This is a genomic window from Clostridium amylolyticum (assembly GCF_900142075.1).
Taxonomy (GTDB): domain Bacteria; phylum Bacillota; class Clostridia; order Clostridiales; family Clostridiaceae; genus Clostridium_AA; species Clostridium_AA amylolyticum.
This window is the reverse complement of the sequence record NZ_FQZO01000001.1, coordinates 639305-658651: the sequence shown is the minus strand read 5'-3', so window position 1 is coordinate 658651 and position 19347 is coordinate 639305. Positions and strand designations below refer to the sequence as shown.

The following is a 19347-nucleotide window of genomic DNA, read 5'->3' as shown; positions in this document are numbered from 1 at the left end:
ATGGAACAGTTTAACGAAGAAATTCAATCTAAACAATATGACTCTAAACTAATGAAGAGACTTCTTAAGTTCACTTTACCTTTTAAGAAGCACTTTGCGGTGGTTATGGTTCTTATGATTATTTCCACTATCTTTTCCTTAATAATGCCTGTATTTATGAAAATAGCCATTGATGAGCACATTAACGGTTTTAGAAAGCCTATTTATGAGGTTACTAAAGAATATAATAATGCAGTAAAAATTTCTAATAGATACTTTATAAAAGAGACACCAAAGGAGATAAATAATAGCAGTAATTTATATTCACTGATTTATTATGAAAAAAAAGCTTATTTAGTAGAAGGCTCTATTAACTATAATGACAGCTTCGCTATAGATAATGGTGTTTTAATTCAAGATAATAAGCCTCATAATGTTTTTAAGAAATTAACCAAAGAAGAAGTGTCACAGCTGAGAAGTTATGACATTAAAGGACTAAAGACAATAGTAGCGGTTCTCCTTGTAATTTATATATTAGGTTTTATAGTTAACTACACTCAAATATATATTTTACAATATACAGGTCAAAAGATCGTATTTGATATTAGGAATAAGTTATTTAAGCATATTGAAAGTTTAAGTCTATCTTTCTTTGATAAAACTCCTGTAGGTAAACTTGTAACAAGATTAACTAATGATGTTCAAACCCTTAATGAAATGTATACCGGGGTGCTTATATTCTTAATTAAAGACGTATTTATGCTTTTAGGTATAATTATAGCTATGTTTATTCTTAATGTTAAATTAACTTTAATTTCATTAATAACACTACCTGTAATATTCATTACAGCTATATTATTTAAAAAATATGATAGAAATGCTTACAGAAAAGTTAGAGAAAGGTTATCTAGAATAAATGCTTTTTTATCTGAGAATATTTCAGGTATGAAGATAGTACAAATCTATCACAAAGAAGAGAAAAAGTTTAAAGAGTTTGATACCATTAATAATTCATATAAACAGGCTAATCTTGAACAAATAACTGTATTTGCTATATTTAGGCCCATTATTGAGCTATTAGCTTCTATAACCATGGCTCTTGTTATTTGGTATGGTTCTATTAATATAATAAGAGGTGGATTACAGTTTGGACTAGTATTTGCTTTTGTAAATTATATAATGATGTTCTTCCAACCTATTTTTGATCTTACTGAAAAATATGATTTACTACAATCTGCCATGGCTTCTTCAGAAAGGATATTCATGCTTTTTGATAACCAAAATATTATTAAAAATCCTGAAAAGCAAGTAAAAGTGGAAAGATTTAAAGGTAAGATAGAATTTAAAAATGTTTGGTTTTCTTATAATGATAAAGATTGGGTTTTAAGAGATGTAAGTTTCAAGATTAATCCAGGGGAAAAATTTGCCTTTGTAGGGGCTACTGGAGCAGGAAAAACTTCAATAATAAGCTTAATCACCAGATTATATGATATTCAAAAAGGTGAAATACTTATTGATGATATTAATATAACTCATATGAACAAAGAAGATTTGAGAAGAAACATTTCAACAGTACTTCAAGATGTATTTTTATTCACTGGAGATATAAAATCTAATATTAGGCTTAATGAAGATTCCATTACCGATGATGAGATAATTAAGGCTTGCAAATATGTAAATGCAGATAAATTTATAGAAAAACTACCTAAATCTTATGACTCTCCTGTTAATGAAGGAGGAACCACCTTTTCTCAAGGTCAAAGACAACTTGTATCCTTTGCTAGAGCCATTGCTTTTGATCCTCCTATATTAGTTTTAGACGAGGCAACTTCTAACATTGACACGGAAACAGAAAGTTTAATACAAGATGCTTTAAATAAAATAACTAAAGGCAGAACTACTATAGTGGTAGCTCACAGACTATCCACTATAAAAAATAGTGATAGAATAGTAGTACTTCATAAGGGTAAAATAAGAGAAATAGGTACTCACAATGAGCTTCTAGATAAGCAAGGTCTCTATTACAATCTATATCAACTTCAGTATAAGGAAGCATAATAATACTTTCATAGTAAATTTAATAAATACTGGTAAATAATATCTAAGCTTATTCTAAGCCTCAGCTATATATTTTCTATAAGAAAACCTTTCTTGCTGAGGCTTAGTAATTATAAATATTTTTAAAAAGATTTTACTTTAGAAACTTCCAGTAACTTAATTTTACACTAGCTTTCTATACGATTAAACTATAACTGATAGCCCTTTTAATTTATCCTTAGTATCTAGGACATCTTTGAAAAGTATGGTGTTTATTCCTACCTTTTCAGCTCCATGGAGGTTTTCCTTTACATCATCTATAAAAACTGTTTCTTCAGGGTTTAATTGATACTTATTAATAAGAGTTTCATAAATTTCTCTTTGAGGTTTTATATATTTAATCTCATAAGATATAACCCCTCCATCTATTATATTAAAAAACTCATTTTCCTCTTGGATTCTTTTAAAAGCTTTTTCGTGGTAATTTGAAAGTACAAACACCTTATAGCCCTTTTGTTTTAAATCTAATAATAGTTTTATTGAATCTTCCATGGGCAATAGCATGTCCATCCATTTATCCATTAATTCATTAATTTCTTTCTCTAATTCCGGTTCATCCATGCAAAAAAGCTTAGTGGCCTCCTCTTGCTTTAGTGTTCCCCTGTCCAGCTCTGGCCAATGCCTACTTCCAAAGATCACCTTCATGATTCTTTCATTAATTTCATGGGTATAGTTAAATTTCTTTATAAATGCCTCCGGCCTGTATTCAACTAATACATTTCCTATATCAAACACTATATTTTTTATCATGGCATCCTCCATTAGTACATTATTCTACATTATTTTAACATATTAAAGGAGAATCATCTATGATTTAAAGGGATGTAGTATTATAAATATTTCATTTTATAATACTAAAAAAGAGGATAAATTTCTATCCTCTTTTTAAAGCTTTCACGAAATATTTTGTTATGTTTTGATGTGTAATAATAGCTCCTACAACTACTCTGAGATTTTTAAAATTTATTTATATTACTCCTAACATGTTTAATGTTAAATAACATGCTCCAAAAACTCCTGCATCATTCATAAGCTTTGCAGAAACTATATCAGTGTGATCTACATAAGATTTCATAGCCTTAGATGCAAAAGCCTCTTTTAATTCATCAATAAATATTTGTCCTTGAGCAGATATTCCTCCACCCACTACTATTAGACCTGGGTCTAGTATGTGCACTATACTTGCTAATCCTGTAGCTACATGACTAAGGAATTCTTTATAAACTTCTACTGCTACAGCATCGCCATTTCTAACAAGTTCCATAATGGTTTCTCCATTAGCATCAGCAGCTTCTATTCCTGCTTTCCTAGCTGCATCTTTATATGCTCTAATAAATGCAGAAGTAGAAGCATATCTTTCCAAGCACCCTGCACATCCACAAGTACATTCTTCTCCTTCTTCATTTATGCTTATATGTCCTAGTTCTCCTGCACCACCACTTATACCTTTATAGAGCTTGCCATCAATTATAATAGCTCCCCCTACTCCAGTACCTAAAGTTATACAAACAAAATTCTTTTTACCCATACCTGCACCCATCCACATTTCACCAGCGGCAGCTGCATTTACATCATTTTCTACATAACTAGGTATATTAAGTTCATCCCTTAAGTGCTGAGAGATTGTAGCTCCTGTATACCCTGGGAGATTTTCTGTTGCAAAAACAATTTCTCCCTTGAAAGAGTCTACTTGTCCTGCAGTACTTATCCCCGCTGCATCTATTTTAAAATAGTTTGAAACCTCTTTTATTTTTTCTACCAATAGTTCAGGTATGGCAATTTTACAATTAGCTCTAGGAGTAGGAAACTTATCTTTGAAAAGAATCTCACCTTTTTCATTAATAACAGCATACTTAATAAAAGTTCCCCCAATGTCAAAACAAGCAATATTCATATCAATTCTCCTTTTAATCAACATATTATCTATTATTTCCTTAGTAAAAACTTATTAATATAACTTATCAGAAACTGCAACCACAGTTCTATTTATATTATTAATAGAAACTTTAGTTGTTCTTCTAAAATACTCTGTATAAAGCATGTCTAAAATATATAACTGAGCTATTTTTGTGGAAAAGAATCCTCCTTGTAGCGATCCTTCATTAGTATCTAATATAAGCACTTCCTCAGCAAATTCTATTATAGGTGATTTTACAAAACGTGTAATACCTACTGTGTGACCTCCGCTTTCTTTAGCAATCTTAAGCGCATCTATAGTATCTGTAGTACTCCCTTATAATATCGCACTCTGGAAAACTTTCTTTAATTTTTTCCTTGATAAAATCCTTCTTATCTTTATATTCTGCTATACCCCTCTCTATTTTATCCTTAAGCCAAGAAATTTTAAATATAAATTCTCCATATTCTTCATAATAGTACGGTTCTTCTTCAGGGCTGGAAGGGGAATATCCCCTCATTATAAGCTCAAATCCGTAAAATATAACTTAGGATTGTTTTTTTAAACTTTTTGTTCTTTGTAATCTTTCCAATAATACTTCTATATATTGCTACTTTAATTATAATTGCAATATAAACCTTTACAAGCTTGGTAATACTTATATATGTTAAATTAATAACTCTTTTCTTATGAAAGCTTTAATTTGCTATATATTAAATATATTTTTCATTTATTGATTATTTTTTGAAAATACACTTCATATAATAAATAACTAGCAGGATTTCTACTTGCTAGTTATTTATTACTGTATATTTCTTTATTAAATCCACTTCTTACTTATACTTATCCAGTTGAACATTTAACGCTTTAACAGATATCTGAACTTCTATTATTAAAAGCAAAAGAGAAATCATTAATGCTATAAGGCTTGCTCCAAAAGCTACCTCTCCCGCAAAATTCCTATCTTTAAAAATTAAAAATGTGGATAAGGTACAAAGGAAAAAGCTAACCCCACCCATTATTTGAGTATATCTTATTATACTAATTCTAAGCTGAAGATTTCTTATCTGTTTTAAAATATGTTCACTGGCCTCATTCTTATACTGACCATCTAACTGTCTAACTAATTGAGCCAGGGTTAAAAACCTACTGGTATAGGCAGAAATAAGCAATGAAATAGAAGTAAAAAGCAGTGCCGGAGTAGTTAATTCTATTTTCAATATACATTTCTCCCCTTTATTTACATTATTATTTATATTGTTGTAATATAACTTTAAGCTTATCAGGATAATTAGTTATTATTCCATCAATGCCTATTTGTATAAATTTCTTCATTGTTGCTTCATCGTTAACTGTATAAGGCTGCACAAACAAACCTTTTTTGTGAGCATCTATTATAATATTGCTATTTACTGCATAAAGCACTGGATGTAATCCATCTGCATCTACAGTTTTACAGTAATCTTCAGGATGATATAATGCTTCTGCATACAAAATGGCTGTTTTTATTTCACTATCTATTTTCTTGCATTCTATCAAAGCATAATGATTAAAGCTTGAAATAATAACATTATCTTTCATATTATATGTATTTATTAGATCTATAAGTTTCTTCTCTATTCCATCATAAAAAACTATACCAGTCTTTATTTCGAAGTTTATAATTATATTATTCTTCTTTGCTAATTCTAAAAGTTCTTCTACAGTGGGTATGTACTGAAATACTTCTTTCATACTGTGATAATTAGCTGCATTTAACTTCCTTAGCTCATTAAAGTTATAATCCTTAACAAAAGCATCTACCCCTGTAGTCCTTTTTAAATTTTCATCATGAATAAGTACAAGCACCCCATCTGCCGTCATCTGAACGTCGGTCTCTATGCCATCACATCCCATTTCAATTGCCTTTTCAAAGGCTAGCATGGTGTTCTCAGGATAATATCCACTGGCACCTCTATGTCCATAATTTAGTGTCATTATAATCACCTCATAAATTCTATTATAGTAATAATTATTTAGGAACTCTTATTACTAGCATACTATCATTATGTAGGAAAGTAAATATAAGTATCAAAAGCGGTGGAAAAATAAAAAACACCAAGTATAAACCTAGTGTTTTAAGTGGCGAGATAAGTCTATAAGCCGAGTTCTGTATTTGACAATCATCTATCTAGGCCTGTTGTTACCATACAGGCTCCAGCGACACACCCGAAGACGGGACGGGCAGCCCCATTTGTCTTCCTATTCGGTCTTGCTCCAGGTGGGGTTTACAGAGCCACTAGATCACCCTAGCGCTGGTGAGCCCTTACCTCACCTTTCCACCCTTACCAGGCAGTTTTCACTGCACTCATCTAGTATTAACTAGATTCTGGCGGTATATTTCTGTTGCACTATCCTTAGAGTCGCCTCCACTGGGAGTTACCCAGCACCCTGCCCTACGGAGCTCGGACTTTCCTCTCCTGACAAAAGTCAGCAGCGATTGTCTGGCTTACTCGCAAAAATAATAGTATCACATAATGAAAGAAAAATCAAATAGTAGACTACATGAAAATCCACTATATTTTTCATATAATCAAAAAAACTAGTATTAGTTATATATATTTATAAGGATCCTTACATTTTTCAGATATTAAAAATGTAACATCTTTTAGTTTTTCTTTATTATTATCCATAACTTTCTTCATAAGAGTTATGAAAGTTAGCCACTCAGACGGAAAATGCCCAATATCTATTATACTGCATCCCATTTCTTCATAGTCACTTACATAGTGATAAGTAGTATCTCCAGATACTATACAGTGAGCTCCATATTTTAAGGCTAAAGAAAAATAGTCCTGTCCACTTCCATTAATCACAGCAACTTTGCTAATAGTTTTATTTAAATCTCCTGTATATCTTAAATTATCTAAATTCAGTTTCTGTTTAATATGATGTATGAAGTCTCCTAAGGTACATTCCCTTATTTCACCTATTCTGCCTATGCCACTATACTTGATATCACTTATTAAATCCGGTTCTAAAATAATATTATTATTTATTTCTAATATATCCATAAGAGTATCATTCATTCCTCTATGTACAGAATCAAGATTGGTATGACTGGAATAAACACTTATGTTATTTGATATTAGCTTTATTATTTTCCTACCTTGAAGAGTATCTGTGGTTATAGATGAAGGTTTTCTAAAAATTAAGGGATGATGAGTTAGTATAGCATCAATATCTTTTGAGACTGCCTCATCTATAACTTCCTCTGTACAGTCTAGGGCCAAGAGCACCCTTTTCACAGTCTTATTACTATCCCCCACCATTAATCCTACATTATCATAGCTTTCTTTAAGGCTAGGGGGAGCTACGACTTCCATTATGCTTATTAAGTCTTTTAACTTAATAACCATTGCTTCATCTCCTCCAATTTTACTATTCTATCTCCAATAAATCTTTTTCTTTCCTTTGATATATCAGTATCTTCTTTAATGTAAAGCCTTATTTTATTATAGTAATGAATTTTATAATTAATATAACTTAATATAAGAGGATGCCTTGTACTCATAAGATAAGGACTTATTTCATAATCTATATCCTTCATTTCTAATTTAGACTTATCATCATTATATCTTATCTTTAACAGTTCGTAGTATTTCCCTTCATCTATGCATAAATCCTCTTTAATTATATCAAACTTGTTTGTGTACAAATATTCTCTTAATATTTCTGGATTTTGAGCCGGTTGTACTATAATAAATTTCATTTTCTTTATCTTATCTAAATCCTCTGTAAGTATATCTCTTATGAGGTTTCCTCCCATACCGGCAATTACAGCTGCTTCCACTTCATCTTTACCTACAGTAGAAAGCCCAGGTCCTTTACGGCAATATATCTTCTGTGTTAATCCTTCATTTTGAATATTTTTTTTAGCTCTTTCCACTGGTCCTGAGTTTATGTCAGAAGCTACTGCACTTTCACATATGCCATGCTTTACTGCAAATATAGGTACATACCCATGATCCGTTCCTACATCAACAAAGTTATTACATTTATCCATAACATCTATTATAGTTTTTAGTCTTATGCTTAGTTCCATAGGTAACACCTCATTATTAAATCCTTAAATAGATTAGCACCTTTCGGTAAAGGTGCTAATCTAGGTAATCCTTAAGTTTTTTACTTCTGCTTGGATGTCTTAGCTTTCTAAGGGCTTTTGCTTCTATCTGTCTAATTCTTTCTCTTGTAACATTAAACTCTTTTCCAACTTCTTCTAGAGTTCTTGCTCTTCCATCATCTAATCCAAATCTTAACCTTAAAACCTTCTCTTCCCTTGGTGTTAATGTATCAAGAACGTTAATTAACTGTTCTTTAAGCATAGTAAAGGCTGCCGCTTCTGCAGGTGCTGGTGCTTCATCATCAGGTATAAAGTCTCCAAGATGACTATCTTCCTCTTCACCAATGGGAGTTTCAAGGGATACAGGTTCTTGAGCAATTTTCATTATTTCTCTTACCTTATCCACTGGCATTTCCATCTGAGCTGCAATTTCTTCGGCAGAAGGTTCTCTTCCTAACTCTTGAAGTAATTGTCTTGATACCCTTATTAACTTATTGATGGTTTCCACCATATGCACTGGTATTCTAATAGTTCTTGCTTGGTCAGCTATAGCCCTTGTTATAGCTTGCCTTATCCACCATGTAGCATATGTACTGAACTTAAAGCCTTTTCTGTAATCAAATTTTTCTACAGCTTTTATAAGACCTAAATTACCTTCTTGTATTAAATCTAGGAAAAGCATTCCTCTTCCCACATATCTTTTTGCAATGCTTACCACTAACCTTAAATTTGCTTCTGCAAGTTTTTTCTTGGCAGCTTGATCCCCTTGCTCTATTCTGTTAGCAAGTTCTATTTCTTCCTCAGAAGATAACAGTGGAACTTTTCCTATTTCTTTTAGATACATTCTTACAGGGTCATCTATGGCTATTCCTTCAGGTACAGAAAGGTCTAAATCTTCTTCAACCTCTTCTTCATTACTCATATCTCCTATGACATCAATGCCCATGGATTCAAGAACTTCATATATTTTTTCAATTTGTTCTGGACTTAAATCTATCTCTTCTAATTCATCCATTATTTCTTTATAGGTTAAGCTTCCACTTTTTTTACCTTTTTCTATTAGCTTTTTAACTATTCCCATTTTTGCGCTTTTTTCTTTTAGATTTTTGTCCTTAGAAACTTTTTCTTCATTCTTTTCTTTCATATTCATACCTCCTTCCGACATTAGCCATTAACTCCTTTCTAACCCTTTAAGATTTTCATCTATAATCTTTAAATCTTTTACATAATCTAGCGATTCTTCAAACAATCCTTTTATTTCGCATTCTTTAAGTTTCTGCATAATCAGCTTCTTCTTCTCCTCTAAAGTGTGTTTTTTGATTTGGAATATATAATCAGTTAACAGCTTGCTATAATCCACATTTGATTCTTCAAAATTAATTTCCTGTATTAGTACATATTCCTTGGAAGTTTCTACATCATTACAATGGGTTTCTATATACTCTGTAATGTTTTGTACTTGCTCTTCTTTTGCTTTTAAAATTAATTCATATATTTTTTTATGTGCTTCTACAATAAACCCAGAGCTTTCTATATTGTTAACAATGATCTCCAAATACTCATCTCTAGAAGACATTATCTTAAGTAAAGCTCTTTCTGCTTTCATATAAGCAGGTTCTATATATAATTTATGCCCATTAATTTCCATGTTATTCATTTCATTACCTTCACTGAAGTTTTTAGTTAATTCATTTCCTAATAAGTCGTAAACTGCCTGTTCTCGAATTCCAGTATCTTCTGAAATCTTTTTTACATAAACATCCTTCTCTATAGGATTTAATTCTGCTAATATTTCAGTTACTCTCTTAGCATATTTTATAAGCATGGAACTTTGGTTAAAATCAATACCATCTTTTGCTTTTTTTAAACGATAATCAATAAGAGGTAATGCTTCATTTATTAATTTTTGAAAAGCGTCTACACCATTACTTCTTATAAATTCATCTGGGTCTTTTCCTTTTGGCACTGTAAGCACTCTAACATCTAACCCCACTTTTCTTAAAATGTCAAGTCCTCTTAAGGTAGCCATTTGACCCGCTAAATCAGCATCATAAGATATTATAACTTTATCAGCATATCTTTTTAAAAGCTTAGCTTGCTGTAAGGTAAGTGCTGTTCCTAAAGATGCTACTGCATTAGTTATACCATATTGATGAAGAGCTATACAGTCCATGTACCCTTCTACAATAATTAATGTCCTTGATTCATTGTCTTTTTTTATTGCAAAATTCAAGCCATATAAATGGATTCCTTTAGAAAATATAGGTCCTTCTGGTGAATTAAGATACTTCGGTTTAGTATCTTCTAATACCCTGCCACCAAAGCCTATAACTTTACCTCTGTAGTCAAAAACAGGAAACATTACTCTATTCCTAAATCTATCATAGTAATTTCCTTTTTCACTTTTAATGATTAATCCATTAACCTCAATATCTTTTTCTTTATACCCTTTATTCTTTAAATAGTTCAAAAGGCTGCGCCAACTATCTAAAGAATATCCAAGGCCGAATTTATTAATGGTATTCTGAGTAATGCCTCTTCCCAAAAAATACTCATTTGCTTTTTTGTTTGCTTTTAGATTTTGAAAAAAGAACTTAGCTGCATCAATATTCAATTTATAAAGCAAATCTTTTTCATTTTTATTTTGTTTATCTTCATCAGTTTGAATAAATTCAATGTTAACTCTATTGGCTAGATACTCTAAAGCTTCAATAAAATTAAAGTTTTTATTTTTCATAATGAAAGTTATTACATTTCCTGCCTCTCCACAACCAAAGCACTTATATATCTGCTTCTGGGTAGAAACACTAAAGGATGGAGATTTTTCATTATGAAAAGGACATAACCCTATATAATTTCTTCCAGCCTTCTTAAGTCTTACGCTTTCGGAGATAACATCTACAATATCATTTTGGTCCTTAATCTGCTGGATTAATTCATCTGATATAGCCAAGAAGTTTCCCCACCTATCATATTTTAATCAACAAGGAATTATATATTCGACACAAATATTTATATTCCTTCTTTATTTAATATTTTTTAACACTCATTAAACTTTTTTTGTCTTATTATATATTCTTTATTAAAGATAAATTTCCTTCTTATTTTTGAAATAACCTATTTAATATTATTTAGTTTAAACCAATTGTCTTGAAATTTATTCCTAGTTTTATTAATATATAACAAACTTAGGAACAAATAATTTATTAAAAAGCCCCAGGCAGTAATCATCACTCATGCCTGCAATATAATCAGTAACCCCTCTTTCAATGCCCTCATGCTTCACTACGTTTTTATACAATTCAGGCATTTCCTCTGGGTGATTAATAAAATAATCAAAAACTTGATATAAAACAAATTTTGCTTTATCTCTTTCTTGTTTTAATACAGGTCCGTTATAAATCTTTACAAACATAAACTTTCTCAAATCAGTAAGAGCTTTATCTGTATCTTTGCTTAAGCCTACCTCTATTCTATTGTTTTCTATGTTATTTATGGTAGTTTGAACCATGTCTTTTACTAAAGTTCCAATTCTATCCCCATGACTATAGCCTAACATATCTAATATTTCTAAAGGTATATCTTCATACCTTAGCAATCCAGCTCTTACAGAATCATCTATATCATGATTAACATAGGCAATCTTATCACTATATTTTACCACCTGGCCTTCCAGGGTAGATGCTTTTTGAGAAAGCTTTGAAAAACCAGTGTGGTGTAAAATACCATCAATTACTTCTGCAGTTAGATTTAATCCTTTTCCGTCCTTCTCTAATAATTTAACAACTCTAACGCTTTGTTCATTGTGTTTAAAGCCTCCTGGAAGCAATTTATTTAGCACTTCTTCACCATTGTGAGCAAAGGGTACATGACCTAAGTCGTGACCTAGGGTTATAGCTTCAACTAGAGTTTCGTTAAGTCCTATAGCTTTAGCTATGGTTCTTGCTATTTGGGAAACCTCCAGGGTATGAGTTAATCTAGTCCTATAATGATCTCCTGAAGTCTTAATGTATACCTGGGTTTTATGTTTTAATCTTCTAAAAGATTTAGAATGTATTATTCTATCTCTATCTACCATGAAAATGGTTCTAATATCATCTAAGGGTTCATAACGCTCCCTACCTATGGAAGTAACCGATAAAGCTGCCTCTTTTATAAGTGTCAATCCTTCAATTTGTTCAATTTTTTCTCTTATCTTCATAATTAACACCTCTATTTACTATTTCTACAAATATCCCATATTTCCTTCATTTTAATATATAATTAATAATTACCATAATTTATTAATTATATGTATATTTTCTAAGTTTAATTAATATATTCTTAATGTAGATTATTTTGGAGGAGTATAACTATGTCTGAAACTTCTAACACTGAAATTCTTAATTATCTATCAGAGCAGAATGTAAAATCTCAAGTGCTGCCTTATTATGGCCTAGAAGATGCCTACATAACTCAAATCAAATTTAAAGATACAGACAAACAAAGAGCAGTATATAGGGTAGACCATTTAAACAAGAGCTATTCTTTAAAAAAAGTTTATTACAATATAAGTGATGTACGTTTTATCTATTCTGCATTAGAATGGTTTTATAGATATAATATTAATGTTCCTAGGATACTTCCTACCATTAAAAAAGGAAGATATGTAGAATATAAAAATATGCTTTTTATACTTACCCCTTGGATAGAAGGTATTAAATGTTCTTACGATAATATAGAACATGTTATGGATTCCGCCATTAACTTAGGACATATGCATCATGCCGGAAAAGATTTTAGGCCTATAATAGGAAGCTCTATGAGAAAACAGATGTATGACTTATTTACTTTAGTGCAAAAACATTTTGATAATATTTTACATTGCTCTAATCAAGCTTTTCGGATAAGAGACAAATTTTCTAAATTATTTTTGCAGCATTTTGAAACAAATATTAGCCTGGCCAAAATCGCCTTAGAATCTGCTTCCACTATTAATACTGACAATTTAACTATATCTTTATGTCACTTAGATTATGTTAATAAAAACATTCTCTTTGATGTAGATAATAATATTTGGGTAATTGATTTTGATAAGTGCTGCATAGATTATTGCGCTCATGATATTAGCTATTTTCTAAGAAGATTATTAAAGAGAGATAATACTAAATGGGATCTAGAAATAGCAATGAATGCTATAAATGCTTATGATAAGATACATCCACTTTCCTTTGATGATATGAAGTATATATTTGTTTATCTGTCTTTTCCACAAAAATACTGGAAAATTTCAAAAGATTACTATAATAATATTAAAAGATGTAATAAGAATTCTTTCTATACTTTGCTTACAAAAGCAGTAGAAAAAGATGATTATCAATTAAACTTTGCCAATGAATTTAAAAAGTTTGTAGAAAACAAATATAGCAGTAAAATTTTATAAGTATATTAAAAACCCACTGATAAATCAGTGGGTTTAAAATTTAAAGAGATTATCTCTTATTGTTAACTTGAGCTTGAGCAGCAGCTAATCTTGCTACTGGAACTCTAAATGGTGAACAAGAAACATAGTTTAATCCTACATTATGGCAGAATTCAACGGATGATGGATCTCCACCATGTTCTCCACAAATACCAAGCTTAATGTTTGGTCTTGTTTGTTTACCTTTTTCTACAGCTATCTTAACTAACTGACCAACACCCTTTTGATCTAATTTAGCAAATGGATCTTGCTCGTAGATCTTCTTTTCATAGTAGTCATTTAAGAACTTACCAGCATCATCTCTTGAGAATCCGAAGGTCATTTGAGTTAAGTCATTAGTTCCAAAGGAGAAGAATTCTGCTTCTTTAGCTATTTCATCAGCTGTTATACAAGCTCTTGGTATTTCAATCATTGTACCTACATGATACTCTAACTCAATACCTTTTTCTTCCATTACCTTCTTAGCAGTTTCAACAACTACATCTTTAACATACTTAAGTTCTTTTATTTCACCAACCAAAGGAATCATTATTTCAGGAACAATATTTAATCCTTTGTTTTGTTTAACTTCTATAGCAGCTTCTATAACTGCTCTTGTTTGCATTTCAGCTATTTCTGGGTAAGATACAGCTAGACGGCATCCTCTATGACCCATCATTGGGTTGAATTCATGTAATGATTCAACAGTAGCCTTTAAATCTTCAAAAGTTAATCCCATATCATTAGCTAATTCTTGGATTTCTTCATCTTCGTGAGGTAAGAACTCATGAAGTGGTGGATCTAAGAATCTAATAGTAACTGGTCTATATTCCATCGCTTCATATAATCCAACAAAGTCTTCTCTTTGCATTGGAAGTAATTTAGCTAGAGCTTTTCTTCTTTGTTCTTCATTTTTTGCTACTATCATTTCTCTTACAGCAGCAATTCTGTCTTCAGCAAAGAACATATGCTCTGTTCTGCAAAGACCTATACCTTCTGCACCAAACTCTACTGCTTGCCTTGCATCTTTTGGAGTATCAGCATTAGTTCTAACTTTTAATACTCTGATTTCATCAGCCCACTTCATAAATGTTTCAAAGTGACCAGATATTTCAGGAGCAACAGTTTTAAGTGCTTCTGCATATACATTACCTGTAGTTCCATCTAAGGATAAATAATCATTTGAAGTTAAAACTTTTCCATTAACAGTTAAAGTTTTAGCACTTTCGTTAACTTTTAAATCTCCACAACCTGCTACACAGCAAGTTCCCATACCTCTAGCAACAACTGCAGCGTGGGAAGTCATACCACCTCTAACTGTTAGTATACCTTCAGCAGCTACCATACCTTCGATATCTTCTGGTGAAGTTTCAAGTCTTACAAGAACAACCTTTTCTCCTGTAGCTGCTCTTTCTTTAGCTTCTTCAGCTGTAAATGCGATCTTACCGCAAGCAGCTCCTGGAGAAGCTGGTAATCCTTTAGCAATAGGAGTTACCTTTTTCATTTCTACTTGGTCAAAGTTAGGATGAAGTAAAGTATCTAATTGCTTAGGATCAACCTTAAGTATAGCTTCTTCTTTAGTGTTCATCTTTTCTTCAACTAATTCAACTGCTATTCTTAATGCAGCTTGAGCTGTTCTCTTACCATTTCTTGTTTGTAGGAAGTATAGCTTACCATCTTCAATAGTAAACTCCATATCCTGCATATCTTTATAATGATTTTCAAGAGTATTTACTATGTTTACAAATTCTTGATAAATATGTGGCATTTGATCATTTAAATGATCTATTGGTTGAGGTGTTCTGATACCAGCAACAACGTCCTCACCTTGAGCATTCATTAAATACTCACCATATATTTTTCTTTCACCTGTAGCAGGGTTTCTTGAGAAAGCAACACCTGTTCCTGAAGTTTCACCTTTGTTACCAAATACCATTTCTTGTACGTTAACAGCGGTACCCCAGCTAGAAGGAATATCATTTAACCTTCTATAAACATTTGCTCTTGGGTTATCCCATGATCTGAATACAGCAGTAACTGATTCTATAAGTTGAGTCTTTGGATCACTTGGGAATTCCTCACCTTTTTCTTTTTTATAAAGCTCTTTGAATTGACCAACTAATGTCTTAAGATCATTAGCATCTAGGTCAGTATCAAGATGAACACCCTTAGCTTCCTTCATCTCATCCATTAAATTTTCAAATAATCTTTTTTCAACGTCCATTACAACGTCTGCAAACATTTGGATGAATCTTCTGTATGAATCATAAGCAAATCTTGGATTATTAGTTAAATTAGCCATAGCTTCAACAGTTTCATCATTTAATCCTAAGTTAAGGATTGTATCCATCATACCTGGCATAGAAGCTCTAGCTCCTGATCTTACAGAAACCAATAAAGGCTTCTCAACATTACCAAATTCTTTGCCAGTTATTTTTTCTAAATCGCTCATTTTTTGGTATATTTGATCTATAACTTCTTGAGCGATAACTTTTTCATCCTCATAATATTTGTTACAAGCTTCTGTTGTAACTGTGAATCCTTGAGGTACAGGAATTCCAAGTGATGTCATTTCTGCTAAGTTAGCGCCTTTTCCGCCTAGCAGATTTTTCATGGATGCATTACCTTCGCTAAAAAGGTAAACAAATTTTTTGTTATCCATAAACAACTTCTCCCTTCGTAGTGAGTTTATTATGTATACTAAAGAGCTTTTAAGCCCTGTTAGTTAGCTATTTTAGATCACTTAGCCTTAAAAAAAGCCTTGTGATATTGGTCTTTGAAACCTTACCTACAATCTTCAACTGCTCTTTTCCCTGAATTATTTCTTTTTCTACAACTGGTATGCTATCTATTTCATGCTCTATAATTTTCTTTGCCACATCATAGGCATTTTCCTCAGGGCTCACAGTAATGATGTTAGGCATTCTAGTCATGATTACTCCTATAGGAACCTTATGTATATCAGTGCCTCCCATGGCAATTTTCAAAAAATCTTTTCTTGAAACCGTGCCTATTAAGAAACCTTGACTTTCTACTGTAAGACTTCCCACATCATTAAGAAATAAATACACTATAGCATCATAAACCATAGTTTCCTCAGTTACGGATACTGGCTTTGACATTATATCTTTAACCTTAGTATTTATTATATAGTCGTAAACAAGACCTCGAAAAGGTTTATCAGCGTAAACATACCCAACTTTAGGTTTGGCTTCTAGTATTCCTGTCATTGTTAATACAGCCAAATCCGGCCTCAATGCTGCTCTAGTTACTCCTAACATTGAAGCTAAAGCTTCACTAGTAACAGGTGGATTTTCTTTTACTAAGTTGATTATTTTTTTCTGTCTGGAACTTAACTTCAATGGCTTCACACCTTTCACCTTACGCTACTATGAGTATGCAAAGTTTAACTTTGGTACACTGACATATCTATTATATCATTTTATTTTATAATTAAAAGAGTAAAGTTACTAAAATTTCTACAACCTATGTAAAATGTTCCTTACATATATGATTTTAGCATCCTACCATTAATTATACAGAGTTATTTTTAGTTGTTTTCTTTGTTATTATCATCCACATCATCAAATTTTACAGTATAAGTATACATAGGTTCATCATTTATATTGGAGTTATCTTCTTTTGAGAAGGGCTTTTTTATATCCTCTTTAACCCCATGGAATTTATCCTTCATATCTTCAGCAAAATTTGACATCTTACCTTTAACATCATTCATAGTAGTCTTAACTATTTTATTTACTACTTCAACACTGCCATCTTCTTTTGTAATTTCTATGGTAAGATTAACAGCTACAGTGGTTATTAAAGCAATGGCTAATATAGGAGGCCATAATAATCCTATTACGCCAGCAGCAATACCTGCGTTTACTGGAACATCAACTAAAACCTTATCTTCTTTCTTTACTACTATTCTAGATACATTTCCTTTTTCAATTAACTGCTTCATCCAGATTTTAAATTCTTCTAAAGTTGTATAGGCTTCATCCTTAAAGCATTTTCCCTGCCCCTTCATTTCTGAAGAATTATTTTCAATATATATTATAGCTTCTAATACATCTCCTTGACAGATTTCTAAGGCAGCTTTAGCCTGGGCATAAGTAGCACCAGTTCTTTCTCTAACAGCATCAACTTTTTCTAAGGTTATTTCACTCATAAATATCACTCCTTTATTATATTTAACATTTCAAGACTTTTAGGCCTTCTAGCATAATTTGAAGATATAATATAAGAAAGTAATTGATATATCTCCTTTTTTATATCTTTGCTAGCATTTAATTTATATATTTTATCCAATGGGGTTTGCATTAAAAACCTCAAGGTATTATAAGCTGGTTTTGATATATTCATAAAGTGTTCCCTAGGACATTCTTCACATATACCTCCATAGTAGTTCAAGCTTATGTACTTAGAAGTATCGATTCTTCTTCTGCAAATAGCACAGTTCTCGAGATTTAACCCATAGCCTGTAGCTTTTAACAGCTTTAGTTCAAAAGCTCTTAAAAGCAGCTCATCATCAAAAGAATTTGTGTTTAGAAGGTACAAGGCCGTAGTAAAATCTTTAAAGAGAACCGGGGTATATTCCCCTTCAGGTAATGCAATATCAATAAGCTCGCATAAGTATGAAGCATAGGTAAGTTTTTCAAAGTCTTTTAAAAAACTTTGAAAGGAATTTATTATTTTCCCTTCGGTTAGGTTATAAAGATTTCTGCCTTTAAAAAGCATATACTGTCCAAAACAAAAGGGCATAGTCATTGCCATGAACTTACTTTTACTCTTCTTGGCTCCCTTGGCAATAGCTGTGATTTTGCCCATTTTTTCTGTAAATATCCACACCAATTTATCGTTTTCCTTATAATCTTGGGTTTTAATGATAACTCCATGACTTTCTATAGAGGTCAGAGTATCATCCCCTTAATAGTTACTTATTTTTTTTGTATCCTAATTCTTTTAAAAATTGTGGATTATCTCTCCATTCTTTTCTTACTTTAACCCATACTTGCAAATTTACTCTTGCATCTAAAAACTTTTCTATATCCATTCTGGCATACTGACCTATTTTTTTAAGAGTTTGACCGTTCTTACCAATTATTATAGCTTTATGAGAATCTTTTTCACAGATTAAATCCACTTCAATATTATAAAGTCCCTTATCATTTTGTTTCATTTGTATAACATCCACCGCTATACCATGAGGTACTTCTTCACTTAAAAGCCTCAATGCTTTTTCTCTTACAATTTCTGAAACTATAAATCTTTCCTGAACATCAGCAATGATGTCATCAGGGTAATATTTAGGACCTTCTGGCATAATATCTATCATAAGTTCTAAAAGCTTATCAACATTTTTTCCCTTTAAAGCAGATATAGGTATTATCTCCTTAAAATCAAAAGCCTTAGAATAAGCGTTTAATGCTTTAGCTACCCTTTCGTGGCTATTTTCATCCACTTTATTAATCACAAGAAAAACTGGAACATTTTTTTCTTTTAACTGCTCCAATATAAATGCATCACCTTTTCCCACTTCTTCTTCAGGATTAGTTAGGAATAAAACTAAATCCACATCCTTTGCTGCATCCTTTGCTGCATTAACCATATATTCACCCAGCTTATGCCTAGGTTTATGAATACCTGGAGTATCTACAAAAACTATTTGATAATCTTTACCATTTAAAATTGTGTTGATATTATTTCTTGTAGTCTGAGGCTTGCTGGAAACTATGGAAAGTTTTTCTCCCATTAAGTTATTTAACAATGTAGATTTACCAACGTTAGGCCTTCCCATTATTGTTACGAATCCTGATTTAAACATAT

18 protein-coding genes and 1 other RNA gene are annotated in these 19347 nt (G+C 31.5%); 2 read left to right on the top strand and 17 right to left on the bottom strand.

Annotated features, from left to right (window positions below; all coding sequences use genetic code 11):
* The gene (locus tag BUA82_RS03185; RefSeq protein WP_073004583.1) at positions 1-2037 is read left to right on the top strand and encodes an ABC transporter ATP-binding protein; all 2037 of its coding nucleotides are present in this window, start codon (positions 1-3) and stop codon (positions 2035-2037) included.
* Between the two features lie 183 nt (positions 2038-2220).
* On the opposite strand, the gene BUA82_RS03180 is transcribed toward BUA82_RS03185, so the two are convergent.
* From BUA82_RS03180 to BUA82_RS03125, 12 genes are all read right to left on the bottom strand, one after another.
* A complete protein-coding gene (locus BUA82_RS03180) occupies positions 2221-2826 on the bottom strand; it encodes an HAD family hydrolase (protein ID WP_073004582.1) in 606 nt (201 codons plus the stop codon).
* A 217-nt stretch (positions 2827-3043) separates the two neighbouring features.
* A complete protein-coding gene (locus tag BUA82_RS03175) occupies positions 3044-3970 on the bottom strand; it encodes an ROK family protein (protein WP_073004581.1) in 927 nt (308 codons plus the stop codon).
* Between the two features lie 54 nt (positions 3971-4024).
* Positions 4025-4276, bottom strand: coding sequence for a MurR/RpiR family transcriptional regulator (locus BUA82_RS03170; protein ID WP_341430027.1), 252 nt, complete (start codon positions 4274-4276; stop codon positions 4025-4027).
* A 1-nt stretch (position 4277) separates the two neighbouring features.
* On the bottom strand, positions 4278-4517 hold the full coding sequence (locus tag BUA82_RS03165) for a DUF4127 family protein (RefSeq protein ID WP_278321559.1): 240 nt from the start codon (positions 4515-4517) through the stop codon (positions 4278-4280).
* Positions 4518-4806: 289 nt separating this feature from the next.
* Positions 4807-5193 (bottom strand): DUF2721 domain-containing protein, encoded by a 387-nt coding sequence (locus BUA82_RS03160; RefSeq protein ID WP_242948913.1) that lies wholly within the window; start codon positions 5191-5193, stop codon positions 4807-4809.
* Between the two features lie 28 nt (positions 5194-5221).
* Positions 5222-5950 (bottom strand): glycerophosphodiester phosphodiesterase, encoded by a 729-nt coding sequence (locus tag BUA82_RS03155; RefSeq protein ID WP_073004578.1) that lies wholly within the window; start codon positions 5948-5950, stop codon positions 5222-5224.
* A gap of 144 nt (positions 5951-6094) precedes the next feature.
* An RNA gene (rnpB, locus tag BUA82_RS03150) (RNase P RNA component class A) lies at positions 6095-6468 on the bottom strand.
* A 96-nt stretch (positions 6469-6564) separates the two neighbouring features.
* Positions 6565-7365, bottom strand: a complete 801-nt coding sequence (locus BUA82_RS03145) for a Nif3-like dinuclear metal center hexameric protein (RefSeq protein ID WP_178140689.1) — start codon at positions 7363-7365, stop codon at positions 6565-6567.
* A complete protein-coding gene (locus tag BUA82_RS03140) occupies positions 7356-8057 on the bottom strand; it encodes a tRNA (adenine(22)-N(1))-methyltransferase (RefSeq protein WP_073004574.1) in 702 nt (233 codons plus the stop codon). The genes BUA82_RS03145 and BUA82_RS03140 overlap by 10 nt, the downstream gene beginning before the upstream one ends.
* A 55-nt stretch (positions 8058-8112) precedes the next feature.
* A complete protein-coding gene (rpoD, locus tag BUA82_RS03135) occupies positions 8113-9219 on the bottom strand; it encodes an RNA polymerase sigma factor RpoD (protein ID WP_073004572.1) in 1107 nt (368 codons plus the stop codon).
* A gap of 27 nt (positions 9220-9246) precedes the next feature.
* Entirely contained in the window at positions 9247-11028 is a 1782-nt protein-coding gene (dnaG, locus tag BUA82_RS03130; protein WP_073004570.1) for a DNA primase, read from the bottom strand.
* A 219-nt stretch (positions 11029-11247) separates the two neighbouring features.
* Positions 11248-12276: a deoxyguanosinetriphosphate triphosphohydrolase gene (locus tag BUA82_RS03125; protein WP_073004568.1), complete on the bottom strand. Its 1029-nt coding sequence runs from the start codon at positions 12274-12276 to the stop codon at positions 11248-11250.
* A gap of 153 nt (positions 12277-12429) precedes the next feature.
* Between BUA82_RS03125 and BUA82_RS03120 the strand changes: the two genes are divergently transcribed.
* The gene (locus BUA82_RS03120; protein ID WP_073004566.1) at positions 12430-13497 is read left to right on the top strand and encodes a CotS family spore coat protein; all 1068 of its coding nucleotides are present in this window, start codon (positions 12430-12432) and stop codon (positions 13495-13497) included.
* A 49-nt stretch (positions 13498-13546) separates the two neighbouring features.
* Here BUA82_RS03120 and ppdK read toward each other — a convergent pair whose 3' ends face one another.
* The 5 genes from ppdK to era form a co-directional block, all read right to left on the bottom strand.
* Positions 13547-16177: a pyruvate, phosphate dikinase gene (gene ppdK, locus BUA82_RS03115; protein ID WP_073004564.1), complete on the bottom strand. Its 2631-nt coding sequence runs from the start codon at positions 16175-16177 to the stop codon at positions 13547-13549.
* A 67-nt stretch (positions 16178-16244) separates the two neighbouring features.
* On the bottom strand, positions 16245-16877 hold the full coding sequence (ccpN, locus tag BUA82_RS03110) for a transcriptional regulator CcpN (protein WP_073004562.1): 633 nt from the start codon (positions 16875-16877) through the stop codon (positions 16245-16247).
* Positions 16878-17065: 188 nt separating this feature from the next.
* Positions 17066-17689, bottom strand: a complete 624-nt coding sequence (locus BUA82_RS03105) for a DUF4342 domain-containing protein (protein WP_073004560.1) — start codon at positions 17687-17689, stop codon at positions 17066-17068.
* A 5-nt stretch (positions 17690-17694) separates the two neighbouring features.
* Positions 17695-18435, bottom strand: a complete 741-nt coding sequence (recO, locus tag BUA82_RS03100) for a DNA repair protein RecO (protein WP_073004557.1) — start codon at positions 18433-18435, stop codon at positions 17695-17697.
* A gap of 19 nt (positions 18436-18454) precedes the next feature.
* The gene (gene era, locus BUA82_RS03095) at positions 18455-19345 is read right to left on the bottom strand and encodes a GTPase Era (protein ID WP_073004554.1); all 891 of its coding nucleotides are present in this window, start codon (positions 19343-19345) and stop codon (positions 18455-18457) included.
* Positions 19346-19347: the final 2 nt, after the last annotated feature.

Bases quoted from the DNA above. Each gene is read 5' to 3' on its own strand.
- BUA82_RS03120 (WP_073004566.1), top strand. From the start codon at position 12,430: ATGTCTGAAACTTCTAACACTGAAATTCTTAATTATCTATCAGAGCAG.
- BUA82_RS03175 (WP_073004581.1), bottom strand. From the start codon at position 3,970: ATGAATATTGCTTGTTTTGACATTGGGGGAACTTTTATTAAGTATGCT.
- BUA82_RS03180 (WP_073004582.1), bottom strand. From the start codon at position 2,826: ATGATAAAAAATATAGTGTTTGATATAGGAAATGTATTAGTTGAATAC.
- BUA82_RS03140 (WP_073004574.1), bottom strand. From the start codon at position 8,057: ATGGAACTAAGCATAAGACTAAAAACTATAATAGATGTTATGGATAAA.
- era (WP_073004554.1), bottom strand. From the start codon at position 19,345: ATGTTTAAATCAGGATTCGTAACAATAATGGGAAGGCCTAACGTTGGT.
- BUA82_RS03125 (WP_073004568.1), bottom strand. From the start codon at position 12,276: ATGAAGATAAGAGAAAAAATTGAACAAATTGAAGGATTGACACTTATA.
- BUA82_RS03155 (WP_073004578.1), bottom strand. From the start codon at position 5,950: ATGACACTAAATTATGGACATAGAGGTGCCAGTGGATATTATCCTGAG.
- BUA82_RS03105 (WP_073004560.1), bottom strand. From the start codon at position 17,689: ATGAGTGAAATAACCTTAGAAAAAGTTGATGCTGTTAGAGAAAGAACT.
- ppdK (WP_073004564.1), bottom strand. From the start codon at position 16,177: ATGGATAACAAAAAATTTGTTTACCTTTTTAGCGAAGGTAATGCATCC.
- rpoD (WP_073004572.1), bottom strand. From the start codon at position 9,219: ATGAAAGAAAAGAATGAAGAAAAAGTTTCTAAGGACAAAAATCTAAAA.
- BUA82_RS03185 (WP_073004583.1), top strand. From the start codon at position 1: ATGGAACAGTTTAACGAAGAAATTCAATCTAAACAATATGACTCTAAA.